This window comes from Roseibium sp. JB4-4, assembly GCF_055693425.1.
This window is the reverse complement of record NZ_CM146333.1, coordinates 5,636,120-5,660,550: the sequence shown is the minus strand read 5'-3', so window position 1 is coordinate 5,660,550 and position 24,431 is coordinate 5,636,120. Positions and strand designations below refer to the sequence as shown.

The window sequence follows — 24,431 nt, the reverse complement described above, 5'->3', positions numbered from 1 at the left end:
CCTGCATGCACTTCTGTCTGCGGCGCCAAGGGCTTGGGTCGTCTTGGCAGAACAAACGTCTTGTTCAGATCGAGGAGCGGCAATTGGGGCGTCCAGTTACCGCCCCCCGACGCCCGGATGTTGTCCTGTCGTTGGAAGATGTGCCCGCGCGTTCAACCACTGGGCCCAATGGCAAATCAGCGCCACCAATTTGTTCCAGACGCTGAGCCGCCATGGACGCAATGGCAGCCGATTGCGCGATCAGCTCGGCCTCCGTGGTCTGAACCAGCTGATTTTCATAAACCCTGAAAAACGCAATGCCGGCGAACGGCACAAGCAACATGATACAAAGCACGACAGCCACCACAAGAAAAAGTGGTGGTCGCCATTTGTCCCGGAAAGCACGCGATAGCAGCATTGGCGAGATTTATCCGGACCCAGCGGAGCAGTCGCCGAGGCGAAACCCGACCCCATGTACAGTTTCAATCGCATCTGAACACCCGGCAGCGGTTAGTTTTGCCCGGATGTTTCGAATGTGACTGTCGATGGTTCGGTCCGAGACGTGAATATTGTCCTTGTAGGCACTTTCCAGTATGCGCTCGCGGGTAAAAACGATCTTGGGCCGGCTCAACAGCGCAGCCAGAATATCGAACTCGATAGCCGTGAGGCTGACGCTGGCGTCGCTCACCGTAACCAGGCGTTGATCCTTCTCCAGCAACACAATGCCATGAGACATCGATGCTTCCGCCAATGAAGGTTCCTTGGGAGAAACGCCATAGCGTTTCAAAATGGCACCAACCCTGGCAATCAGTTCGCGCGGGCTGAATGGCTTGGTGACATAGTCATCGGCACCGAGCTCCAGCCCAACGATTCGATCTATTTCGTCGTCGCGTGCTGAAAGAAACAGGATCGGCACATCCGTGCTTCGCCGAAGGTGTCGACACACATCCAGCCCGTCCATTTCGGGCAAACCGATATCCAGAACGATCAGCGCAGGGTCCAGAAGGCTGGTCTTGTCAATCGCCTCCTTGCCGTCAGCTGCCGTTTCAAATGCGTAAGAAGCCTTTTGAAGCGCGAAACAGATCACTTCACGAATATTGGGATCGTCGTCGACGACAAGAATGGTTTTGCTTGGCAAAATTGACTTCCCGAAAAAGATATTTCCGCAAAATGCAGTGGAATAGTTACAAATAACTAAGGCAAGATCAGGTTTCCAGCCACCAGCCGTCTCGGCGTAGGCTGCGTGGAAGCGTTTTGTCCATCGTCTGGTTGTCTGGCGAGATCGGCCAGAGGGCCGACAGGGTGCAGCTGCCGTTGCGCGATCGCCAACTTGGCCGGTAAACACAAGGCCGTACAATTGAATATCGGGCGAAAAAAGTGGTCTTTGAAGCTGGATATCTCATAGGTCCAGCGTGGCGACTTGGGCTGCAGTCGTCCCTGAGACGATGTGCAGATTTTGCGCATTTGTCACCGATCGGGCAATGATATACAAAATCGGCAGGCACCGCCCTGATAACACGAGACAGACCCGTTCGTCGGCACCGACCGACCCGGATTGCTGCTCGTTTGGCCAACACAGTGAGAGTGCTATGTCCGAAACAAGTTCATCCTGCCTGACGCTCGGCCGCATCGCCGCGACTTTGGGTGTCAGCGACATTGCGCGCGCAAGTTCTCTCTACAGGTCCGTCTTCGGACTGAAGAAAGTCTTCGAAAATGGCAATCCCGTCGGCTTTGTCATCTTGCAAAAGGATGATGCCGAGCTGCATCTGACCTTGCAAAAGAACTACAAGGCTCCGCCATTCAATCAGGCGCATATCATGGTTTCAGATGCAGCAGTTGCGTTGCGGGCCTGTGAAGACAACAAGCTGAGGATCGTCAAGCGGCTCCAGAACAAGGACTATGGCCTGCGCGCCTTTGTCTTTGAAGATCCCGACGGAAACCGCATAGATGTCGGACAAGCAATCTGACCTGGGTGCTGCGTATTTTTGACCCAAATACCCGGTTTGGTTTTTTGGCCCTGAGCAGCGATGCAGTGAACTGCAGCTCTTCGAAGATCCTGCGGCATTCCTTGCGCGCGTCCTCACCTCAAGTCAGCTCATCCTTGGCATTGTCCCGGTAACAAAACGCGCTAGCTCTCTTTGAAACCGAAGGCCAGAGCCCTTGAGAGGACGCGATGAAAAAACTGCTTGGAAGCCTGTTTGCCCTTTCGATCGCAGCAACCCCTGCACTTGCAGAGCCACATCGCTATGAACTCGACCCGGAACACACAACAATCGCCTTCATGGTCGATCATCTGGGCTATGCCGACACGCTTGGCGTGTTCTTGGATTTCGCAGGCAGCTTCAGCTACGACATGGAGACGCAGACACTCACTGACGTAGAAATCACCGTCAATACCAAGAGCGTCGAATCATTCAACGAAGCCCGGGACAATCACGTTCGCAACAAGGATTTTCTGAACGTTGCAGAGTTTCCGGTCATGACATTCACGGCGTCGGAGGGAACCCCTCCAGCGAGACGGCCGGCACGATTGAGGGCGAGCTTGAGCTGCTCGGGCAAAAGCACCCGCTTAAGCTTGAGGTGACCCTCAACAAGGCGGCGAACTACCCGTTCGGACATAGCCGCTTCACGCTCGGGATCAGCGCACGCGGGACGGTCATCCGTAGCCAATACGGAATGAACTATGCAGTCGACAATGGCTTTGTCGGCGATGAAGTCAAACTGATCATCGAGACTGAGGCCATGCGAATGGAATGAGCAAATGACCGGTCAGAAGGTCAGATTGCCTTTTCCATCAGCGGCTTCAAAAGAGGATGAATGTTCGGGCTTTCCTCGCGGATGAACCGCAGCAGAGATTTCTCGTTCTCGTGCAACACGCCGTCCTGGCCTATACGGTTCACCAACCAGGAAGCGTCTTCTTCCGTGACGATTTCGTTTCGGGCGATTTCCTCTTCAATCGAAGCGCCTCGTTCAGCATATGCAGACGGCTTGCTCTCATAGGCATCGAGAACCCCGCCAAGGCCTCCACCAATCATTTTCTTGAAAAAACCGCCAAGTCCGCCATCAATGCCGCCCGGCGTCTCCAGCCAGTTTTCACGGGCCAGTGCGACATCCCGGGAGGGCGGAGTGAAACCCGACATGGCCATCATGTAGTTGGCAACGGCTTTCACGAAGAGTTCTGACCAGGCCGGGGCGTTTTCAGCCTCGACGGTCGCGTCGTTCAACTCAAACAGGATTTCAGCTTCAGCCCTGGATATGGCAGAGCCGCGGCTGCCAGAACCTGCATAAAGCACCCTGCGCAGCAATTCGACTTCAGCATCGCCGATAACACCCGGTTTCAGTTGCCCACCGGAACGTGTGGCACCACGCCCGGTCAAGACGCTGTCCTTGACTGTGTTCAAAGCAAACAACTCAAGGCCTTCAGGCACTTCGCGCGCTTTCTCAAGCACATGCAAAACCGCATCCAGTTCGGTTGCCGAACACACCTTGCCGTCTGCGGTGATCTGACCGATCAGCCAGTCGGCATTGTCATTTGAAACGTAGCCCTGAGGACTGGCCTGATTGACGAGAATGTCGGCAATCGCCTCGGGAAAGAGCACAAACCACGCCTCGCAAAGATCGGGCGACGCGTTGTTCAGGTGAAAGAGTGCCTCCCCCTCTTCCAGCGACACAGCCATATCGCCGTAGATATATCTGCGCAACATGACGACATCGTCTTCACTGACGCGTCTTTCGGCAATCTTTGCCGCAACGAAGTCGTTCAATCCTGGCTTGGCCATGGTGATCTCCCAATTCTGACGCGCGAACTATCGCGGGAAAATCTTGAGATTCACGTAACACGGGCAAAATCGGTCAAAAGGGGGAGCCGCAATTGCGGCTCCCCCTCTGTCCCCCCGCGGGTGTGGGTAGGAAGTGCGGGGAAATGCTGACAGACCATTTGATCAGAAGCGACTTATCCTCGCTGCTGTTTGCCGTGGCCCCGGCCTTTTCCCTTCATTTTCTTGCCGCCTTTGAAGTCGGCCTTGGTGATCACACCATCCTTGTTTCGGTCAGCGCGATCCATCAGACGGTCAAGGCGTTTTCCATGCTCTTCGGCTGTGACACCAAGACTTCCGTCGGCATCGGCACGCTGGAACATGTCGACGATGCGGTTCTCATTGACCGACATCCAGATCGGCCCGAAGTCTTCCAGGGTGAACGATCCGCTTCCGCTCGTGTCGGCAAGTGAAAACAATTCAGCACGCTTTGCATCAAAGTCTTCACGGGTGACGGATCCATCTCCATCCGTATCAAATAGGCTCAGGAACATCCGGCCGGAACCGCCTCGTCCGTGCCCGCCACGACGTCCGCCGCGTTCGCCGCGCTCAGCCCGTTGGCCGCCTTCGCCAGCATTCTGTCCCCGTTGACCGCGGACACGTTCAACTGTGCCGTTTCCATCACGGTCAAGCCGGTTGAAAAGACGGTTGGCGGCTGCATCGTATTCTGCCTGTGTCACCGTACCATCGCCATCCGTATCCAGGAACTGGAACGCACGGACCATGCGATCGTTCGATCGGGTCAGGAATTCAGCCTTGAATTCTTCCAGGCTGATTTCGCCGTTTCCATCGGTATCCGCTGCTGCGAAGTTCTCAGACCGGACTTCGGCGATCTCTTCAGCTGTAATAACTCCATCCTTGTCCACGTCAAAACGCTCAAACAGGCGTTCGGCACGGCGCTCACCCCCGCGATGGCCCCGGCCCCAGCCGCGACCGCTTCGCTCACCCTTGTGGGCCATGCGCTCGCCGACCGGCTGTTGAATTTCTTTGCCCCCGTCCCCCGATGCAGGGCCACTCTGGGCAGACGCAGACATGCCGGCGGTTAGCGCGGTGCCCGCGACGCTCGCAGCCAGGGCGGCAATTGCAATCTTCTTGAACGGTTTCATTCCAACAACTCCTTGTTCGTTGATGAGCTGAACGTAGGAAGCAATTGTCGCAGGAATACCCTTCTATGCGGCTCGAAGTGTCGCCAACTGTCCCGTTTGGCCCCTGCGACACACTTTGATACAAACTCGGCTCGCACGTGGGTGCGCTTGTTATTATTTAGGCTTTAGACACAATGAAGTGGCGGATGGATACCAACCACGGGACCCGCCGCCAAACCGGAGACAAACGTGAGCGACCCGAGCCCGCATATTCTGGTGGTCGACGACCACCGCGACATTCGTGAAACGCTGGCCCGCTATCTGATCAAGAACGGCATGCGTGCAACGAGCGCGGAAAATGCCGCGCATGCGCGCAAGGCATTGAAAGCGGCATCCATAGATCTCGTCGTTCTGGACATCATGATGCCCGGAGAAGACGGACTGTCGCTGTGCCGGCACCTTGTTGAAACAGGCTCCTTGCCGGTGATCCTGCTAACAGCCATGGCCGACGACACTGATCGGGTCATTGGACTGGAAATAGGCGCGGACGATTATGTCACCAAACCGTTCAACCCGCGGGAGCTTCTTGCCCGGATTCGGGCCGTGCTCAGGCGAACGTCACTGGTACCAAAGGAGCGGGATCCGATTGAACAGGAGTTGCTGTCTTTTGACGGCTGGTCGCTCAATGTTTCTCGCCGTGAGCTGATGGACCCTGAAGGCGTGACCGTTGCGCTTTCAAGCGGCGAATTCCAGCTGCTCTGCGCATTCCTGAAACGGCCGAAGATGGTTCTCAATCGAGACCAGTTGCTCGACCTCACCACGGGACGTACACCGGCGGTTTTCGACAGGTCCATCGACAATCAGGTGTCGCGCCTGCGCAGGAAGATAGAAACAGATCCCAAAGACCCGAAACTGATCAAGACAGTCTGGGGCGGTGGATACATGTTTACCGCTGAAGTCAAAGACGGGACCGCATGAGCGCTTCTCAACGCATTAAAACAACGCTCTACCGGCTATGGCCCAAATCAATTGCCGCGCAATTGATTGTACTGCTCCTGGCAGCAATCGTTGCCGCGCAGGCACTCAGTGTATGGATTTTCCATGATGAGCGCCGCATCACCATGGTTGCCGCTGCACGGGACAATCTCCTGTCGAGAGCCATCTCGATCGCGACGTTGCTTGAAGAGACCCCTGAGGAGCTTCAACAGAAGATCCTCGACGCAAGCAGCAGCCGGTATGCCATTTTCTGGATTGGGGACACCCCTCTCGCATCGAAGCCCGGCGCCTCCCGGTTCGAGCAGCGGCTGCAAGGTTACATCAACAACAGGCTCGGGAGCGATTACATCGCGCATATCAACATACACGCGGACGAAAAACGGGGGCCGCGTGACCGTGACAGGAATGCCGACGGGAACCCGAGCTGGCGTGATGTTCCCAAGGGGGAAAGGCCCCCCAACCTCAAACGGATCATGAACAAGCCTGAAGATCTGTCGCTTTCCATTCAGCAAGCCGATGGCCGCTGGCTGAATGTTGCAACCAGTTATCGCCCTCCCAAGGGGGCCATCATACCGCTTTTGGTGCAACTCGGCCTAACGGCTTTGGCAGCCGTCTTGATCATTGGGTTCGCGGTTCGTCGAGTTACGAGACCGCTGAAGGATCTGGCCGTGTCAGCCGAGAAGCTCGGCCGAGGCGAAGACCTTGAAGCGCTCAAGCCCACTGGGCCGAAGGAAGTGCGTGCTCTCACAAGTTCTTTCAACGACATGCAGGATCGACTGACACGCTTTGTCAAAGACCGGACCCGCATGCTGGCGGCCATCAGCCACGACCTCAGGACTCCCATCACGTCGCTTCGGATAAGGGCCGAGTTTATCGATGATGACGAGAACCGGGAAAAGATGATCGAGACACTGGAAGAAATGGCGGCGATGACCGAGGCCACGCTGCGCTTTGCCAGCGATGAGGCCAATGCAGAACCTGCCGAGAAAGCCGATCTCGGGGCAATGCTGGAGGCCCTTGCCGGTGACCAGGAAGATATGGGCAATGCCTGCAGCGTGAAAACCAGTGGAACCATCATTTTGTCTTGCCGTCCCGTTGCCATGCGGCGTGCACTCCGAAACCTGATCGAAAACGGAATACGCTACGGCAATGCTGTAACGATCAAAACCGAACTAAGCGGTGACGACGTGCTTGTTTCCATTCGCGACAAGGGACCTGGAATTCCGGAAGACAGACTGAATGACGTCTTCGAGCCGTTTGTCAGACTCGAAGAATCCCGAAGCGAGGAAACCGGAGGCATCGGTCTCGGACTTTCTATCACCCGCTCGATCATCCACGCCCATGGTGGGACGATCAGCTTGCACAACCATCCCGAAGACGGGCTGGTCGCTGAACTGCGTTTGCCTTTGGGGTAAACTCCTTTGAACAGGTTCAAGTTCTTTTGATACTGCAGCCGAACCCAATTCCTGGGTTCTGTTGTCTGTAGATTTAGCAAATCCTGCAAATCTGCAACATGAGCCGAAAAACCACCGAAACACACGTTTATCTGCACCAGCGAATTCAATTTGCGTAGTCTAGCGATGCACAACCGGACACACGGTGCCGGAACTCACGCACGATCTTTTTGACCTGAGGCTCTAGAAATACATCCCCATGGAAACCTTCGATCCCGAAACATTTGGTTTGCTGAATGCGCATGACTACGACGAGCGCAACGATCCTGGTACGACCGAGGCAGAAGTCGCCCTGATCCAGGAGATCGCGGGATCAGGTGATGTCCTTGAACTCGCAATTGGCACAGGTCGCGTGGCAGTCCCATTGGCTCAGGCAGGTGTCAACATATCGGGTATTGAGGCTTCGCAGCCAATGGTCGACAAGCTGCGGGAAAAACCTGCTGGAAGAGACATACCCGTGGTGATTGGCGATATTGCCGAGGTTTCCATTGATGGAATGTTCGACCACATCTTTTTGGTGTTCAATACACTCTTTAATCTTCAGACACAGCGTGAACAGATCCGGTGTTTTGAGAATGTCTCCAAGAGATTAAGGGAGAAAGGCACCTTCCTGGTCTCAGCCTTCGTCCCAGATTTCAATGCCTTTCAAAGTCATCAGCGAGTTGGAATTCGTCAGATGCGACAGGATTCTGTTTGGCTGGACGCCTGCCAGCACGATCCAGTCGATCAGATATTGGAGTTTCAGCGAATTCACTTGAAGGAAGACGGACTGCGCCTTGTTCCATTGCGCCTGCGATATGTCTGGCCTTCAGAAATGGACCTCATGGCTCGGCTCGCCGGGCTGCGTCTCAAGTCGCGATGGGGAGGTTGGGACCGGTCAGAGTTTGACGCAGCCAGCAAAATGCATGTCTCGGTATTCGAAAAAGCTCACGCCTAGGCGCCGCATCTCAAGTCGCAACACCTACCGCCGCGCTTCAATGCCGCCTGCGTATGTCGCGTCGTCGACAGCTTCCAGCCACTCGGCGACAGACCCGTCCAACTCTTCCTGAATGGCCAGATGAACCATGGCGGTGGTGGGTCCAGCGCCGTGCCAGTGCTTGACACCCGGTGGGATCCAAACGACATCGCCCGGCAATATGGATAGCTTTTCCTGACCCCAGACGTGGACAAAGCCGGCACCTTCGAGAATGTGCAGGGTCTGTCCAAGCGGATGAGTGTGCCAATGAGTGCGCGCCTTCGGCTCAAATGTCACCCTAAGGGCACGGACCCGTGCCGGTGCAGGCGCTTCGATCACCTGGTCCTGCCAGACAGAGCCGGTAAAATACTCTGGATTGGCACGTTTGGTCGGCCGCGATCCAGCCTCAAAAACGGTTAGGACACTCATGACACCTCCTTATCAGGCGGCAATACGCTTCAACTGTTTCGCCTCTTAGGCCAGTTGATCAGAACCACACCAAGAATGGCAAGACAGATTCCGACAAAGGTTTCGACATCAAGCGTCTCAGACAGGAACACGACGCCCAGAAAAACCCCAACTCCGGACCGAAGGTAGGCCTGGCTGGCGGTTCCCATGGCTCCGAGTGTCGACAGAAGCCGGAAATAGATCAGGAATGCCAGAGCCGTGCAGGCCGTACCGAGGAAAATCGCAGCACCAATCCCGGTCAGGCTGGGTTCAAGTTGCCAGGGTTTGTCGACAATCAGACTTGCAGGAACAAGCACAAGCGCCGAGCACAAGAGTGTTCCGCAAGCTGGAACGATTGGATGCAATCCGGCAAACAGTCTGCCGCGAAGCGCCGCAAATCCGTAAAGCACCGCACTCAAGAGGACCGCCAGTTGCGGCAAAAGGTTTTGCCCCAGGTCGTCCAGTGCGCCCATACCCACGATAAGCACGATGCCGCCAAACCCCAGGAGGGCACCTGCGAGCTGCCTGGGTCCTGGCCGGTTTCCGCTTTGTAGCAACACAAACGAAAAAGCAAAGACCCAGAGCGGCGACGTTGAATTCAAAACACTGGAAACCGCGGTGCCGGCATATTGCTGTCCCCAGGCGAGCAGCATCCACGGGCCGGTGCTGTTGACCAGCGACTGAACCATGAACAAGCGCCAGCTGCGCGCATCCAGAGGCAACCGGATGCCCCAAAAGGCCATTATTGCCAACAAGATGATCGATGCGAGCGCAACGCGAATAGCAATCAGTGTTGCAGGCGGGATCGTTGGCAGCGCAAGCGCTATCCACATATAGGACGAGCCCCATAGCAGGGCCAAGCACCCCAAAAGGGCGTACTCAAAAGTTCGGTTTTGCATGGGAATGGCTTGCTCTAGCCGTGGAGCGCACGGCTGTCGTCCGGTGCTTCGGACCGCTCTTCCATTCCGTAGTCCCTCAGAACATGCGCAACCCGTAGCCGGTAGTCTTTGAAGTAGCTCCCCCTGCCGGCTGCCTGTGCCTTGCGGTGCTGGGTCAACTGGCGCCATTCGTTCAAGGCAGCTTCGTCACGAAAGTAGGAAAGGGACAAAAGTTTTTCCGGATCAGTCAGGCTCTGAAATCGCTCAACAGACAGAAAGCCGTCAATCTGCTCGACCAATGGGCGCATCTCCGCCGCCATGTCGAGATAAGCCTGCTGTTTGTCCGCATGCGGGATAACTTCGAAAATCACGGCAATCACTTTTCTGCTCCTTCGACGGCATGCGGTGCGGACGCCAGTTTCAGGAAGGTGCGGTCTTCCCGCAAGATGAATTTTTCCGATTGGGCGAAAGCATAGTTTTCCTGTCCCAGCGGATCGGCAGCCAACCGGGCTCGATAGGCTTCATAAGCCGCCAGATTTTCGATTGAATAGACACCATATGCCAGGGTGGACGAGCCTTCATGCGGTGCATAATACCCGATCAGGTCAGCGCCACATCTGGGAATCGCCTGCCCCCAATTGCGTGCATAGGTCTCAAAAGAAGCCCGCTTTGTCGGGTCGATGTGATATCGGATAAAACACGTGATCATCTTTCAAACCTTTCCAGTGGTCGTTGCACCGGCTTTGTGTCATGTTGCGTGACATCAATGCTTCGATGCAGATCGAACCATGAGAGAGGAACCGTGAAAGAAGGCCCGGACATTGCCCGGATTGGCGCTCTGATAGGTGATCCCGCGCGCGCCAACATACTGGGCGCACTGTTGAGCGGGAAGGCGCTGACGGCCACGGAACTGGCAGCAGAAGCCGGTGTCACCGGTCAGACCGCGAGCTCGCACCTCAAGAAGTTGATGGAAGGTGGCTTGCTTTTGCAGGCCAAGCAAGGAAGGCACCGTTATTTCACACTCGCCGGACCAGAAGTCGGCGCAGTGCTCGAGGCTGTCATGGGATTGGCCGCACACAAGGGTCACTTGCGAACCCGCACCGGACCGAAAGACCCGGCCATGCGGGCTGCAAGGGTCTGTTACGACCATCTGGCCGGCGATATGGCCGTGCGTATCTTCGACAGCCTTCAATCGCGTGACTTTCTGGCCATCACTGGCACAAAGGGCGGCTTCGGGCTGACCGATAATGGAAGCCGTTTTGTCAGAGAGATCGGCATCGATCTCGACGCCTTGACCGCAGGCCGACGACCACTTTGCAGAGTGTGCCTTGATTGGAGCGAACGCCGCAATCACCTTGCCGGCAGCCTGGGTGCTGCCTTGCTGACGCACTTCATTCAAAAGGACTGGCTGCGTAGAGACAGGAACAGCCGAACAGTGCGGATCTCGCCAAAGGGGCAAGCAGAGATGAACCAGCTTTTCCCGGTGGACTAGCCTTGTCAGCCAACCGCTGTTCTGTCGCATGCCTTTTTGTTTTCTAAGAGGGAGGTTGATCCGATACCCGGAAGCACATGGCAGTCGCGAGAATTCTCCTAGACCCCATCTCGCTCGGCCAGCACAATTCGACCCAGCTCGAAACATTACCTGTGGTTGGCGGCCTAAGGTGCTCAGAACGAACACCAAGAGGGAACACAATCGTGGATCAGATCTCAATCTACCTGCCAGGAATTCTGCTCGCCTATTCGGCGTTCTTGCTTGCGATTGCCAGCCCGGGCCCAAACATTCTCGCAGTTCTTGGAACATCCATGAGCGCTGGAAGAAAGTCAGGCGTTTCACTGGCCCTCGGTGTCTCAGCAGGGTCTTTCACCTGGGCGGTCCTGACAGTGCTCGGACTTTCTGCATTGCTTGCCGCCTATGCCTCTGCCCTGACGGTCATTAAAATTTTCGGCGGCGCATACCTGCTCTGGCTGGCTTACAAGTCCTTGAAGTCTGCGGCGTCACACCACGACATAGAGACTAGCGAACTCAAAGGCGGCAAACGCACGCCCAGCGGCTATTTCATTCGCGGTTACATCATTCAGATGATGAACCCAAAAGCGGCCTTGGCCTGGATCGCGATCATATCTCTTGGTCTGAAGGCCGATGCACCTTTCTGGGTCGGTGCAGTGATTGTTGTTGGAACCTTCATCATGTCCGCAGCCATACACACCCTGTATGCCCTCGCCTTTTCCAGTGCGGCCATGATCGTTGTCTACGGTAAAGCACGGCGCACCATACAGCTGCTGCTTGGTAGCTTCTTCGCCTTTGCAGGATTTAAGCTCCTGCTCAGCCGCGACTAAGCGCATGCGCGACAACAAAAAACCCGGCAAAAGCCGGGTTTTGTCTAAAAGGTGGGCGACGTTCGGGGCATGAGAACGTCGAGCGGTATTTTGTTATTCTTGGGGCCTGATCGGGTTAGGCCCGTTTTCTGGAGGCTCTGAAAACCTCCTGAACATTTGGCAGGGCTTCGCGCCATGAGCGATAGAGACGCGACGGCAACCACGGAAGGCGGTCCCGGTTATAGTCCTGGCGATGCCGAACCAACATAATTTTGGCCGTGTGCACGTTCATTGTTCTTCTCCTTTTGCAGCTCATTCAATGTCGAAGCAGCTGCGTGATGAGAAGAATAATAGGTGCACACCGTGCACATTTCAAGAGCGCACTGCGTGCATTTTCATTAAAAAAGCGTCATTTTCTCAAGGATATTTAATTTACACGCAAAAATAACAGGGAAGTTGCAATATACGTTGCGGGCGTCCCGGATCTCATTGGAACGCATGAGACTTGGAAGGAGTTGCGCAGGCTTGTGGGGCGAAGGTCACCAGCACTCGCTCTTTGAGAACAAGGCGGCAAAACCCATTTCCGATCTCAAGACAGGTCGAAAGCACGAATTCAAACGACTTCGTTGCAAGCCACTCAATCCCACGAAAAAAGCGGACCTGCCGGTCCGCTTATCTCATTTGAATTGACCGCGCCTGAAAGAGCGAAGAACCTGACCTGCAGCCGTTCTATTCAGCCGCTTCCATCCGGGCCGGATCGTAATTCAGGATCGGCGCCAGCCAGCGTTCGGCGTAGGTTACATCCCACAACTTGCGTGCAGCATAGTCTTCCACCTGATCTTTTTCGATCTTGCCGACACCGAAATAGTGGCTGTCCGCATGACTGAAATAAAGCCCGGAGACCGAAGATCCCGGCATCATGGCACGACTTTCCGTGAGCTCAATTCCAGTCAGCCGTTCGGCATCAAGCAATCTGAACAGCGTGTCCTTTTCAGTATGATCGGGTTGCGCGGGATAGCCTGCGGCAGGACGGATGCCCTGATATTTTTCACCGATGATGTCCTCAACTCGCAGGTTCTCATCGGCTGCATATCCCCACAAGTCCGTGCGAACGATCTGATGGAGCTTTTCCGCAAACGCTTCGGCAAGCCGGTCCGCCAAGGCCTGTGAGAGGATCTTATTGTAGTCATCCCCTTCCTTTGCATAACGGGCGGCAAGATCATCCTCGCCATGTCCCGCAGTGACGGCAAAACCACCAACCCAGTCCTTGATGCCGCTCTCCAGCGGAGCGACGAAGTCGCTAAGTGCCACATTTGCACGTCCGCCGGCCGACCTCGCCATTTGCTGACGCAGCGTGTGGAAAGTGGCGAGCGTTTCCGAGCGGCCTTCGTCCGTAAACACCCTGACATCATCGCCAACCGCATTGGCCGGCCACAAAGAAGCAACACCACGCGCAGTCAGAAGTTTCCTCTCAACGATTTCGTCGAGCATCCGCCTGGCATCATCGTACAGCGCCTTGGCTGCCGGACCGTACCGGTTGTCTGTCAGCACCGCCGGGTACCGGCCCTTGATTTCCCAGGTTGCGAAAAACGGTGTCCAGTCAATGAGCGGAACCAGCTCTTCCAGCGGGAACTCATCGAAGACAGTCGACCCGGGTTTCTTGGGTTCTACAGGCGGCTTGCCGGCAAAATCCGACTGGAAAGCGTTCTTGCGCGCGTCTGCCAACGAAGTGCGTTTCTGTCCGCCTCGTCCAGCAGCGTGTTTTTCAGCTATGTCAGCATATTCGGCGCGTACATTCGCAAAATAGGGCTCACGTCCCCCCTCACTCATGAGTTTGGAAGCAACGCCGACAGCGCGGCCCGCGTCCGTGACATAGATCGCCTGGCCACGCGCATAATTCGGGTGGATCTTTACCGCGGTGTGGATCTTTGAAGTCGTAGCCCCGCCGATGAGAAGTGGTACGTCCAGACCTTCCCGTTCCAGCTCTGACGCCACATAGCACATTTCATCGAGAGACGGCGTGATCAGACCAGACAGTCCGACCATGTCGACTTTTTCAGCTTTGGCTGTTTCCAGGATCTTGGCAGCGGACACCATGACACCCAGATCAATCACCTCAAAATTGTTGCACTGGAGCACGACGCCGACAATATTCTTGCCGATGTCATGAACGTCGCCCTTGACCGTTGCCATCAGGATCTTGCCGGCGGAAGAATGGCCCGTAAGGCCTTGCTCTTCCTTTTCCTTCTCCATGAAAGGCATCAGGTAGGCGACAGCTTTTTTCATCACGCGCGCGGACTTGACGACCTGTGGCAAGAACATCTGTCCGGATCCGAAAAGATCGCCAACCACGTTCATACCGTCCATCAACGGACCTTCAATGACGTGAAGCGGACGATCGAATGCTTGTCTGGCTTCTTCCGTATCTTCAACAACATAGTCGGAAATACCGTGAACCAGCGCATGTTCCAGGCGTTTGGCAACACCCCAGGTTCGCCAGGTCAGATCGGCTTCTTTCCTTTTACCGCCCTCACCTTTCCAACGCTCTGCTGCTTCCAGCATACGGTCCGTGGCATCGTCCCTTCGGTTCAGCACCACGTCTTCGCAAAGTTCCCGCAGTTCGCTTTCCAGATCATTATAGACTGCCAACTGTCCGGCATTGACGATGCCCATGTCCATGCCGCACTTGATGGCATGGTAGAGGAACACCGAGTGCATCGCCTCGCGCACAGCCTCGTTGCCCCTAAAGGAAAACGACAGGTTGGATACCCCACCCGACACGTGCGCATGGGCTAGGTTTTCACGGATCCAGCCGGTCGCTTCGATGAAATCGACACCGTAGTTGTTGTGTTCTTCGATACCGGTCGCGACAGCGAAAATATTCGGATCGAAGATGATGTCTTCCGGTGGAAACCCGACTTTCTCTGTCAGCACCTTGTAGGATCGGGCGCAAATCTCGGTCTTGCGTGCAAACGTATCGGCCTGACCGTCCTCGTCAAATGCCATCACAACGACGGCTGCACCGTAGCGCCGGACAAGCTTGGCCTGCTCGATGAAGGCTTCTTCGCCTTCTTTCATTGAAATGGAATTGACGACGCCTTTGCCCTGAATGCATTTCAAACCGGCCTCGATCACAGTCCATTTGGAACTGTCGATCATGATCGGCACTTTGGCAATATCCGGTTCGGCCGCAACAAGGTTGAGGAACGTCACCATGGCCTCTTCGGAATCCAGGAGGCCCTCATCCATGTTGATGTCGATGATCTGAGCGCCGTTTTCCACTTGCTGGCGCGCCACGTCGAGTGCCGTTGCGTAGTCGCCTTCCTTGATAAGTTTCCGGAAGCGCGCGGAGCCCGTCACGTTGGTGCGTTCACCCACATTGACGAAATTGGTTTCCTTGGTGACGACAAAGGGCTCCAGACCCGACAGGCGCATATGCCGATCAATATCGGGAATCGCCCGTGGTGCCTTGTTCGCAACGGCTTCGGCGATCGCGCGTATATGCGCCGGCGTCGTACCGCAGCAGCCCCCGACCAGATTGACCAGGCCGGCTGACGCGAACTCTTCGATCAACCCGGCCATATGTTCCGGGCTCTCGTCATATTCACCGAACTCATTGGGCAGGCCCGCATTCGGGTAGGCACACACCAGGGTATCGGCAACCCGGCCAAGTTCATCCACATGCGCACGCATTTCCTTGGCACCGAGGGCACAGTTCAGGCCAATCGCAAGCGGCTCAGTATGCCGGACCGAATTCCAGAACGCCTCAGGTGTTTGACCAGACAGCGTGCGGCCGGAGAGATCGGTAATCGTGCCGGACACGATCACCGGAAGTTTCTTGCCTGTTTCCTCAAAGACTTCGTCAATGCCGAAGAGAGCCGCCTTGGCATTCAGCGTGTCGAAGATGGTTTCGACAAGAAGAAGATCGGCACCACCAGCGATTAGGCCTCGGACAGCTTCCGCATATGCGATCCGCAAATCATCAAAAGATACAGCACGGTAGCCCGGATTGTTAACGTCCGGAGAAATTGAAGCGGTCCGGTTGGTCGGTCCAAGGGCACCCGCAACGAAACGCTGCCGGGCGGGATCATTTGCCATGACCTGGTCGCATGCTTCGCGCGCAAGCCGCGCACTTTCGAAATTCAGTTCGTAGGCCAGTTCCTCCATCCCGTAATCGGCCTGGGCAATGGTCGTGGAGGAAAAGGTGTTCGTCTCGACTATGTCAGCACCGGCTTCCAGATAGTCGACATGGATCTGCCGGATCGCTTCCGGTTGCGTGAGACTGAGCAGGTCATTGTTGCCTTTGACATCGCTCGGCCAGTCTGCGAAACGCGCGCCCCGATAGGCGGCCTCGTCCAATTTGAGCAGCTGGATCTCCGTTCCCATCGCACCGTCCAACACAAGAATGCGGGACTTTGCAAGGTCGTTGAGGCGCTCAAAGGCATCGGAGGTTTTCACTGTTTTTCCTTCCGGAGGATCTGCTTTTCAAGCGCGGCGACAGAGTTGGGTTCGCGTGGCGCTTGCTGAATGTCAAACGTATTGCGTGCCGCGATGTCTGCGGCCTCGCCATTTAGTGTTTCCCGGACGCTACAACCGGCTTCCGGTCAGGCGGCCAGACCTTTCACCTCACCCTGGCCCATGCCCAGCATGTGGCAGATTGCAAAGGTCAGATCGGCACGGTTCATGGTGTAGAAATGGAAATCATTGATGCCACGGTCGACCAGATCCATTGCCTGCTCACAGGCAACGGAGACACCAACCAGCTTGCGTGTTTCGGGATCGTTACTCAGACCGGCGAACCGTCGCGCGAGCCATTGCGGAATGGACGTGCCGCACTTGGCTGAGAACACCATGGTCTGCTCAAAATTATGGATCGGCAGGATACCGGGAATAACGGGAATGTTGATGCCGGAAGCCGCGATCCGGTCCAGATAGGCATCGAACACGTCATTGTCGAAGAAGTACTGGGTGATGATCCGGTCTGCGCCCGCATCAACCTTGCGCTTCAGATTGTCGATTTCGGTCTGCCAACTTCCGCTTTCCGGATGCTTTTCCGGATAGCCGGAAACCGAGATGTCGAAATTGGCGATCTTCTTGATCCCTGAAACAAGGTCCGAAGCATAAGGATAGCCGTTGTTGTGAGGTGTATAACGCGTACCTATGCCTTCAAGCGGGTCACCGCGCAGTGCGACCAGGTGTCGAACACCCAGATCCCAGTAGTCCTTGACGATCCCGTCGATCTCCTCCTGCGAAGCCCCCACACAGGTCAGATGCGCAGCCGGCGCCAGGTCTGTTTCCTTCAAAATACGCTCAACAGTCTTGTGTGTGCGCTCACGGGTCGACCCGCCTGCCCCGTAGGTCACGGACACAAAAGAAGGATGAAGCGGTGCCAGGCGCTGCACTGTGTTCCATAGCGTTTCCGCCATCTTGTCGGATTTCGGCGGAAAAAACTCAAACGACGCCGTAATTGGTGTCGGTGCGGCCTGATGGGACCTGCGGTTGGAAACGGAATTCATAATCAAGCAACCTCTCGGGAAGAATTCGGAGCCGGCAGATCCGTAACGACACGGCGGTCGCGGGCCAGCCAAAGGGTAACGGTCAGGTTTGTTTCGCTGTCATCGCCCGGAACGAGGTCGGTCACCTGTTCCAGGTCAAGATCAAGAGCTTCCAGCCAGCGCTCCATTTGGTCTTGCGCAAAACCAAGACGCCGGTGGGCATGGCTCTCGCGCAAAAACTCCAATTCGTGCGGGGCGAAATCGATAACAATGAGACGGCCGCCAGGGCGCAACGCACGAGCCGCTTCGCTGAGAGCCCGGGCCGGATCGTCCAGGAAGTGCAGCACCTGGTGAATTGCCACCACATCAAACGAGCGCGGCGGTACATTCAGGGCATAAACATCGCCGTGGCGAACCTGCGCGTTGGTAAAGCCAGCCTTCGCAAGATTGGCGCGCGCAACGGCAAGCATGTCGTGGGATGCATCAATGCCGAGCGCAGACACATATTGATCGGAAAAGAGCTCGAGAAGACGGCCTGTTCCGGTTCCAAGGTCCAGAAAGGTCTGGAAGGGTGTTTCGCCGAGCGCTTGGCGCATCGCCGCCTCCACATCCTCTTCAGAAACATGCAAGGAACGTTCGCGGTCCCAGGTCAACGCCCGGGCTGCAAAATAAGCCGCGGCTTCTTCAGCTTTAGCCTTGCGAATAGCCTGGAAACGCTCCTGATCGGCGGCCAGAACCGGATCGTCTCTGGAAATGCGTGCAACAAGCCCACGCACGAGTTCTCCCTCGGGTCCATCGGCAAGGCGATAGTAGACCCAGGATCCTTCCGGATAGCGCTTGATGAGATCGGCTTCTGCAAGCAGTTTCAGGTGCCGGGAAATGCGGGGCTGGCTTTGCCCTAGGATCGCAGTCGCGTCTTTCACGGTCAGCTCGCTTTCCGCCAGAAGCGCCACGAGACGCAAACGCGTTGCCTCCCCCACGGCCCTCAACGCGGCCAGCGTATCGTCTACGGAAAGTGTCTGCTCGTCGGTCATGCTCAGGTACTGCTCATCAAGCATCAATGTCGATATAAAGATATCTTTATATCAATTAGATAAAAGATGCAAGCACGAGGAGCATTTGCGACACGGTTTGGTCAAAATACGTCGAACCCGGATTGCCGGGAAACTTTGGTTGCCGTCGAGAACGCAAAAAGGCCCGCAGTAACCGCGGGCCCTTCCGAACGGGAAATCCGAGTAGACTTAGTGGCAGGCAGGCCGATCACCGGGCAGCAGAACCTTGTCGATGACATGGATCACGCCGTTTTCGGCTTGAATGTCGGCGATGATGACATTCGCGGACGCTCCGCTGCCATCTGCAATTTGAACGCCGTCACCCGAACGCGTGATGCAGGTTCTTTCGCTTGTCAGAAGCGGCTTGAAGTAGTTTGAACCGACGGGAATATTGCTCGAGGTCAGCTTGCGGTCGTCAACGTGATAAAGCAGGACGTTGGTCAGCTGATCCTTGTTTTCCGGCTTCAGAAGAGTTTCAACCGTACCCTCAGGAAGCGCTGCGAATGCATCATTGACGGGAGCAAAGACCGTGAACGGACCCGGTCCCTGCAAAGCGTCCTGCAGGCCTGCTGCCTGAACAGCAGCAACCAGGGTACTAAACCGCTCATCGCCTCCTGCGATATCTACGATTGTCTTTGCGTTTGAAGTACTTGCAAAAAGACACAGTGATGCTGCAAGCGCGAGGACGCTCTTTTTCATGGACTATACTCCTGATTTATCGAATTACAGAGCTAACTACGGCGCGATTATTGAGTCAGATCAGATGGCATTATATAAAAAAAGGAAAAACTATTTTCGATTTATTCCGAAATCTGTTCGAACGCGTTGGAATTGTGTTTCTAAACGTCAGCCACTGTTCGCGAGGACGTCGTAAAGAGATTGAAAAGTGATTTTAGCGAACCACACAACACCATCGTGTCGGTCTGGTTTAGGTGTTCACATCATCGCGCCCAGTGATTTTTCAGTAAAGACGCGGATGTAGTCTCCAGGAGATGATCCCGCCCAGAGCACCCAGAGACGAAATGGATCGTCGGGATCAATCCAGACATAGTCACCTGGCTCCAGCCCTCTGAGATCGGTGCTGATGTAATTCACGGAATTGTTTGCCAGGAAGTCAGTCGCATCCAGTGTATCGGGGAGCGCAGCTATCCCGAGGATTGGAGCATCGAAATCAACATACCCTTCGTGAACGCCCGACAGGCTGTCAAAGAAAACGTAGTGGCTCGCCACGGTCGTTCCTTGCGGGATCATACCGCGATCGCCGCCTATATCGACCCTGATCGGTTCGCTCAATAGGATGTTCTGGTCCTCGTCGAACGCATATAGATGATCTGTATTGAAGTTGTCGTGCCCAACCGAAAACGGAACCGACGTATCGAGCAACTTAAACTCGCCATTTCCATTTTGACGCAGAACTTCGCCGTTGATGACAGTGGCAACTGCCGGCGACGACACAACAAGACCGACACAAAGAACTGCAAGCAGACGAGACATCCCACCCCCTGATGGACAACCGAAGCAGGATGAGTATGTCGTGCGATGGAATAAACTGACACTAACGGATTGGTGATCGCAGTCTCCAGGCCAATTGCAGTTCAGGTTGCACCCATCAGCAATCCGGCGCCCCCAAACGCCAGGAGATTCAAACCGGCAAGTGCAAGCAGGCCAAATGCCATTCGCACGAACAGACCCTGCGGTACACGGTCATGCAGGGCAAAGCCTGCCCAGATACCCATCAGCGTAAAAGGTACGAGTGCGGCGGACGACAAAAGACTGGAAACCGAAAACAGGCCAAGAGAGGCATACCCTCCTGCCTTTGCAAGGTTGAGAATGAAGAAGAACATGGCATTTGTTCCGACAAATGCCGACTTGTCCAACCCCAGGCGCAGAAACGTACCCTTTATCGGCGGACCACCCGCGTGCGCCACAAACCCGGCGAACCCCGACACGAGGCTGGCAACAAAGATCTTCAAACGGCCCTGACGCCCCTGCGTGCCGGCAACCGTCATTGTGCCAAAGACCTGATGCACCACGAACCAAAGCGCCAGCAGCCCAATGCCGACTTTCAAAAAATTTGGATCGAGGCTGGAAAACCCGGCCATTCCGATCCCGATGCCAATGCCTGCCCCCGGAAGAAGAACCACGATCGTTCGCGCCTTCCAGGAGGTGCGAAAACGCCAGACCGAAACAACGTCAATCAATATAAGAACCGGCAGCAACAGCGTTGCCGCCGATTGCGGTGGCATGGTCAAAGCGACGAGTGGGACACCGAGTATTCCCAAACCACCCGCAAATCCACTTTTGGAGATACCGGTCAGAAAGACAGCCAGTGCTGCAAGGAGATAGGCTTCTGGATTCATGAACCGCAAGCTAGCGCTCAAAGCTGCACAGTAAAAACGATTTTACATGCTAATAAAAATCTGATTTCGTGATTTTATGTCTCTTGATCTACGCCACGTTGAAAGCTTCGTCGCAGTTGCAGATACGCGCAGTTTCTCGGCAGCTGCGGAAAGAACCGGCACGGTGCAATCCGCCGTAAGCGCTCATATCCGCCTGCTTGAGCAAAGACTGTCTCGTAAACTGGTGGATCGCGGACGCGGCAAGCCGGTCAGCCTGACAAGTGCAGGAAACGCTTTTCTGGTAAAGGCACGCCGCCTGTTGGCACTGGCTGACGAAGCCATGGAAAGATCTTCAATCGGCGGTTCCGCTTCCCCCATCCGGCTTGGCACCACAATGACGTTTGCCTTGTCTGTACTGCCACCTGCCCTGGCCCGCTTTTCAGCCGCGGACCAAGACAATCCGGTGACTGTTACGACGGCACGCAGTCATGACCTCCGGGATCTCCTCGATAATGGTAACATCGACATTGCTTTGGTTCTGGATCAGGGACCGCATGCCGGACGCGTTGAAACTGTGCCGGTGCCTCTCGTTTGGACCGCCGCCCGAATTTTTCGACACGACCGCTCCAAACCACTGCCGCTCGCATTCCTGGATGACGCACGCGATCTGCGCCGCCACGCACTTTCCGCATTGGACACTGAACCGGAAAAACAGGCCGAATTGCAGTTCCATGCTGACCCGGTTGGCCTGAGGGCTGTACTGCTAGCCGGATTGGCTGCAACAGTTCTGCCGCGCCCAGCCATGACGGAGACACTCGTCGACATAGGACCGCGGCTCAAACTGCCCTCGCTTGGCACTGTCCTCGTCTCAATCTACGCTTCCACAAAGCGAGAACGTCCAGCGGTACGCAAACTGGCGACCGAACTATGCCGTTGGCTTGATCATCAACCTGACCGGAGTGCTTCGGGATTCAAGGTATCAGATGCCTCAGATTGAAGCCGTTACAACAAACACAGATGCATTGAGGCGCACAATTTCACCGTCGCATCTTTCAATTAGCACCTGTCGCAAAAGCGGTTCGACCTGAGGTCCAAGGTTAAGGTCTTCTCGGACGATTTTTCCCAATGCTCCAACCTTCAGGAGCACGGCTATCGTTTCCTCAACACCACCGCAGGAAACAGGCTCATCATGTGGAATAATCGCAATGTCTTGGAAACCAGCGCCTTTCAGTATTTGTCGAATATAGGCAGCATCTGAAAAGCTGAACGGCGTTTGATCGGCCCTGGAAAGCATCCCTGACGCTTCAAGTGGCAACAGATCCAGCTCATTGTCCTGAAGCGAACGCCAGCAGCAAAATCCCAATTTGCCTGAGGGCTTGAGCATTTTCTGAAAATTGGCAAAGGCAGCAACAGGATCCTCAAATGCCATGATGCCGAAACGCGAGAAGACCGCATCAAAGCTTCCATTTGGCAAGGCGACGGTCTGTGCATCTGCTTCAATCAAACTGATCTGGTGGAAGGATTGCGTCCGTTCCTTTGCAATACCCAAGAAGGTTCGGGACACATCAACACCGACTACCTTCCCGGTCGGTCCAACTCTTTCGACAAGTTGCAACAGGCTTTGCCCCGTGCCGCACCCAACATCGAGGACATGGCCGCCAGCCTGTAATGCCAAGGCTGCCATAACTTGAAGTCCAAGGGGTGAAAGCTGCCGGTCGGTCAACGGATAGACCTGTGCCCAGGCTTCTTCATGAAGAGTTCTTGTCTTGTCGCCTTCCATCCAGCTTTTTCCCCACATAAAAAGCGGGCGCAACCTCTTCCTTGGGAGAAATCAGAAGAAGAACACAGCGTTTTGGCAATTGGTGAGCAGAACAGCCGCTTGCGCCAAAGCTCTGGTCTGGACCCCAATCAAGTTCAGACTAGATGGCCTGGAAGCACCGACAATCAGGCTTTCAATTCGGAGAACTGCTTCCATGAGCTCATTGCCGCCACTTCCCTATAAAAACTGGGCTGACACCAAGGAAACGCTGCATCTGTTTTTGCAAATGATTGGAAAAGTACGGCTGAAGGCGCATCCGAAACTGAACCACTGGTGGCACGTCACGCTATATCCACATGTGCGCGGCCTGACGACAGGACGCATACCATATGGCGATAGTGGTTTTGAGATCCTCTATGACATGCTTGACCACAAGGTCATCATCAGCAGGAACGATGGAGTTCAGAAGTCGTTTTCAGTTCCCGGACTGACGGTGTCTGCATTCTATGAGGCACTGTTCTCGCGTTTGGCCGAACTTGAGGTCCCGGTAAAAATCGTCAGCAAACCTTATGACAACAAATCGAAGGTCCCTTTCCCCGAAGACCACGCGCCGCGCACTTATGACCAGCAAGCTGTTTCAGATTTCTGGCGCGCCCTGTGCCTGATCTCAAGCATGTTCGAAACCTACAGGACCAGTTTTGTTGGCAAACAAACACCCGTTCAGCTCTATTGGCATTCGTTCGATCTCGTCGTGACGCGTTTTTCAGGACGTGCTCATCCGCTTGAAGGCGGAACACAGTCCGACAAGGAAGCCTATTCTCATGAAGTCATTTCGATCGGTTTCTGGCCAGGCGATGACAGTTTTCAGGAACCGGCCTTTTACGGCTACGCTTATCCAGAACCGGTGGGTATGAACCAGATTACACTTCAACCCGGCGACGCCTTTTGGGCGGAGAAGAACGGCGGAGCACTCGCTATCTTGAAATACGAAGATGCACGCAATGCCGGCGATCCGAAGAATAAGATCTTGTCCTTCCTTGAAAGCCTTTATGAAGGTGCAGCCGAAAAAGCTGATTGGCCCTTGGCGGATCTGAAGCACCAGGCACTTTGACCAGAAGATGGACCGGCCATTCTCGTCGCTGAATTGAATTCAGTTACAACTGCACAAATCGAAGCAAGAAGGACCAGGCAGCATGCACATAGGATTGATTGGAGGGATTGGTCCGGCAGCGACGGACTTCTATTACCGAAAACTTATTGGGGCTGCCAGCACGCTCAAGAAAGATCTGGAATTGACGATCGTTCATGCGGACACGTCAACACTTCTGGCGAATCTGATCGGCAACAATGAAGCCGCGCAATGCGCAATCTACGCTAAACTGACGGATCGCCTTGCCGCGGCAGGCGCACAAAATGTCGTGGTGACATCGATCGCGGGTCATTTCTGTATTGACCGATTTGCAGAAATCTCAGCTCTCCCGGTGATAGACCTGACAAGTGTTCTTTCAAGCTGGTTGCAGGAAAAGGGCATGCGGACAGTTGGCATATTGGGCACCGAAACTGTCATGAGTTCAGGCATGTATGGGAAACTTGCACCTGTGGACGTGCTGGCGCCAAAAGACAACGGTCTGCAAAATGTTCACGAGGCTTACATCACCCTTGCCCGATCAGGCCAACCGACCGATGTTCTGCGCAAAGTCTTTCTGGAAGCTGGCAAAGCATTGATTTCTGACGGGGCTGAAGCCGTATTGTTGGGCGGCACGGACCTGAATGCCATCATGGGTGCCGAAACGTCGCCGTTTCCGATCGTTGATTGTGCAAGTATTCACATCGAAGAGATCGCGCGCTTCATTTAGGTTGT

At 55.2% G+C, this 24,431-nt stretch carries 24 protein-coding genes and 1 pseudogene; 10 read left to right on the top strand and 15 right to left on the bottom strand.

Annotation, left to right across the window (positions count from 1 at the left end):
- Window positions 1-64: 64 nt before the first annotated feature.
- A complete protein-coding gene (locus ACZ1HV_RS26680; RefSeq protein ID WP_472716835.1) occupies window positions 65-397 on the bottom strand; it encodes a hypothetical protein in 333 nt (110 codons plus the stop codon).
- A 9-nt stretch (window positions 398-406) separates the two neighbouring features.
- On the bottom strand, window positions 407-1,117 hold the full coding sequence (locus ACZ1HV_RS26675; protein WP_298965462.1) for a response regulator transcription factor: 711 nt from the start codon (window positions 1,115-1,117) through the stop codon (window positions 407-409).
- A 451-nt stretch (window positions 1,118-1,568) separates the two neighbouring features.
- Between ACZ1HV_RS26675 and ACZ1HV_RS26670 the strand changes: the two genes are divergently transcribed.
- Together ACZ1HV_RS26670 and ACZ1HV_RS26665 are read left to right on the top strand one after the other, a co-directional pair.
- Entirely contained in the window at window positions 1,569-1,946 is a 378-nt protein-coding gene (locus ACZ1HV_RS26670) for a VOC family protein (RefSeq protein ID WP_472716834.1), read from the top strand.
- Window positions 1,947-2,152: 206 nt separating this feature from the next.
- A pseudogene (locus ACZ1HV_RS26665) lies at window positions 2,153-2,736 on the top strand (YceI family protein).
- Window positions 2,737-2,756: 20 nt separating this feature from the next.
- Here ACZ1HV_RS26665 and ACZ1HV_RS26660 read toward each other — a convergent pair.
- Window positions 2,757-3,758, bottom strand: a complete 1,002-nt coding sequence (locus ACZ1HV_RS26660; RefSeq protein ID WP_472716833.1) for a hypothetical protein — start codon at window positions 3,756-3,758, stop codon at window positions 2,757-2,759.
- A gap of 173 nt (window positions 3,759-3,931) precedes the next feature.
- The gene (locus tag ACZ1HV_RS26655) at window positions 3,932-4,900 is read right to left on the bottom strand and encodes an EF-hand domain-containing protein (protein WP_298965469.1); all 969 of its coding nucleotides are present in this window, start codon (window positions 4,898-4,900) and stop codon (window positions 3,932-3,934) included.
- A 228-nt stretch (window positions 4,901-5,128) separates the two neighbouring features.
- Between ACZ1HV_RS26655 and ACZ1HV_RS26650 the strand changes: the two genes are divergently transcribed.
- From ACZ1HV_RS26650 to ACZ1HV_RS26640, 3 genes are all read left to right on the top strand, one after another.
- On the top strand, window positions 5,129-5,857 hold the full coding sequence (locus ACZ1HV_RS26650) for a response regulator (protein WP_298818368.1): 729 nt from the start codon (window positions 5,129-5,131) through the stop codon (window positions 5,855-5,857).
- Window positions 5,854-7,290, top strand: coding sequence for an ATP-binding protein (locus ACZ1HV_RS26645; protein ID WP_472716832.1), 1,437 nt, complete (start codon window positions 5,854-5,856; stop codon window positions 7,288-7,290). The genes ACZ1HV_RS26650 and ACZ1HV_RS26645 overlap by 4 nt, the downstream gene beginning before the upstream one ends.
- Before the next feature lie 238 nt (window positions 7,291-7,528).
- On the top strand, window positions 7,529-8,266 hold the full coding sequence (locus ACZ1HV_RS26640; RefSeq protein ID WP_298965471.1) for a class I SAM-dependent methyltransferase: 738 nt from the start codon (window positions 7,529-7,531) through the stop codon (window positions 8,264-8,266).
- Between the two features lie 24 nt (window positions 8,267-8,290).
- Here the strand turns inward: ACZ1HV_RS26640 and ACZ1HV_RS26635 are convergent, their stop codons facing one another.
- From ACZ1HV_RS26635 to ACZ1HV_RS26620, 4 genes are read right to left on the bottom strand one after another with little or no spacing between them, the layout of a single operon-like run.
- Complete coding sequence (locus ACZ1HV_RS26635; RefSeq protein WP_298818362.1) at window positions 8,291-8,713, bottom strand: (R)-mandelonitrile lyase; 423 nt, start codon at window positions 8,711-8,713, stop codon at window positions 8,291-8,293.
- Between the two features lie 29 nt (window positions 8,714-8,742).
- The gene (locus ACZ1HV_RS26630; protein WP_472716831.1) at window positions 8,743-9,630 is read right to left on the bottom strand and encodes a DMT family transporter; all 888 of its coding nucleotides are present in this window, start codon (window positions 9,628-9,630) and stop codon (window positions 8,743-8,745) included.
- A 14-nt stretch (window positions 9,631-9,644) separates the two neighbouring features.
- Window positions 9,645-9,989 carry an antibiotic biosynthesis monooxygenase family protein gene (locus ACZ1HV_RS26625; protein ID WP_298818358.1) on the bottom strand — a complete coding sequence of 115 codons (345 nt, stop codon included), beginning with the start codon at window positions 9,987-9,989 and terminating at the stop codon, window positions 9,645-9,647.
- Window positions 9,986-10,318 carry an NIPSNAP family protein gene (locus ACZ1HV_RS26620; protein WP_298818356.1) on the bottom strand — a complete coding sequence of 111 codons (333 nt, stop codon included), beginning with the start codon at window positions 10,316-10,318 and terminating at the stop codon, window positions 9,986-9,988. Before ACZ1HV_RS26620 ends, ACZ1HV_RS26625 begins: the two co-directional genes overlap by 4 nt.
- A gap of 93 nt (window positions 10,319-10,411) precedes the next feature.
- Between ACZ1HV_RS26620 and ACZ1HV_RS26615 the strand changes: the two genes are divergently transcribed.
- The gene (locus ACZ1HV_RS26615) at window positions 10,412-11,101 is read left to right on the top strand and encodes an ArsR/SmtB family transcription factor (RefSeq protein WP_298818354.1); all 690 of its coding nucleotides are present in this window, start codon (window positions 10,412-10,414) and stop codon (window positions 11,099-11,101) included.
- A 203-nt stretch (window positions 11,102-11,304) separates the two neighbouring features.
- The gene (locus tag ACZ1HV_RS26610; protein WP_472716830.1) at window positions 11,305-11,946 is read left to right on the top strand and encodes a LysE family translocator; all 642 of its coding nucleotides are present in this window, start codon (window positions 11,305-11,307) and stop codon (window positions 11,944-11,946) included.
- Window positions 11,947-12,654: 708 nt separating this feature from the next.
- Here ACZ1HV_RS26610 and metH read toward each other — a convergent pair.
- The 6 genes from metH to ACZ1HV_RS26580 all read right to left on the bottom strand — a co-directional run bounded on the left by metH (window position 12,655) and on the right by ACZ1HV_RS26580 (window position 20,832).
- Entirely contained in the window at window positions 12,655-16,383 is a 3,729-nt protein-coding gene (metH, locus tag ACZ1HV_RS26605) for a methionine synthase (RefSeq protein WP_472716829.1), read from the bottom strand.
- 146 nt (window positions 16,384-16,529) lie between these two features.
- Window positions 16,530-17,441, bottom strand: coding sequence for a methylenetetrahydrofolate reductase [NAD(P)H] (gene metF / locus ACZ1HV_RS26600; protein WP_472716828.1), 912 nt, complete (start codon window positions 17,439-17,441; stop codon window positions 16,530-16,532).
- Between the two features lie 2 nt (window positions 17,442-17,443).
- Entirely contained in the window at window positions 17,444-18,454 is a 1,011-nt protein-coding gene (locus ACZ1HV_RS26595) for an ArsR/SmtB family transcription factor (protein ID WP_298818346.1), read from the bottom strand.
- A 207-nt stretch (window positions 18,455-18,661) separates the two neighbouring features.
- The gene (locus ACZ1HV_RS26590) at window positions 18,662-19,171 is read right to left on the bottom strand and encodes a fasciclin domain-containing protein (protein ID WP_265684576.1); all 510 of its coding nucleotides are present in this window, start codon (window positions 19,169-19,171) and stop codon (window positions 18,662-18,664) included.
- A 237-nt stretch (window positions 19,172-19,408) separates the two neighbouring features.
- Complete coding sequence (locus tag ACZ1HV_RS26585) at window positions 19,409-19,966, bottom strand: hypothetical protein (protein ID WP_298818342.1); 558 nt, start codon at window positions 19,964-19,966, stop codon at window positions 19,409-19,411.
- A gap of 101 nt (window positions 19,967-20,067) precedes the next feature.
- Window positions 20,068-20,832 carry a sulfite exporter TauE/SafE family protein gene (locus tag ACZ1HV_RS26580; RefSeq protein ID WP_472718503.1) on the bottom strand — a complete coding sequence of 255 codons (765 nt, stop codon included), beginning with the start codon at window positions 20,830-20,832 and terminating at the stop codon, window positions 20,068-20,070.
- 76 nt (window positions 20,833-20,908) lie between these two features.
- On the opposite strand from ACZ1HV_RS26580, the gene ACZ1HV_RS26575 reads away from it, so the two are divergent.
- Window positions 20,909-21,808 carry a LysR family transcriptional regulator gene (locus tag ACZ1HV_RS26575; protein WP_298986633.1) on the top strand — a complete coding sequence of 300 codons (900 nt, stop codon included), beginning with the start codon at window positions 20,909-20,911 and terminating at the stop codon, window positions 21,806-21,808.
- Here the strand turns inward: ACZ1HV_RS26575 and ACZ1HV_RS26570 are convergent.
- Window positions 21,800-22,591 (bottom strand): class I SAM-dependent methyltransferase, encoded by a 792-nt coding sequence (locus ACZ1HV_RS26570; protein ID WP_472716827.1) that lies wholly within the window; start codon window positions 22,589-22,591, stop codon window positions 21,800-21,802. The genes ACZ1HV_RS26575 and ACZ1HV_RS26570 overlap by 9 nt on opposite strands.
- 193 nt (window positions 22,592-22,784) lie before the next feature.
- Here ACZ1HV_RS26570 and ACZ1HV_RS26565 point away from each other — a divergent pair, with 193 nt between their 5' ends.
- Both ACZ1HV_RS26565 and ACZ1HV_RS26560 read left to right on the top strand, forming a co-directional pair.
- Window positions 22,785-23,681 (top strand): DUF5996 family protein, encoded by an 897-nt coding sequence (locus ACZ1HV_RS26565; protein WP_472716826.1) that lies wholly within the window; start codon window positions 22,785-22,787, stop codon window positions 23,679-23,681.
- Window positions 23,682-23,763: 82 nt separating this feature from the next.
- Window positions 23,764-24,426, top strand: coding sequence for an aspartate/glutamate racemase family protein (locus ACZ1HV_RS26560; protein WP_472716825.1), 663 nt, complete (start codon window positions 23,764-23,766; stop codon window positions 24,424-24,426).
- Window positions 24,427-24,431: the final 5 nt, after the last annotated feature.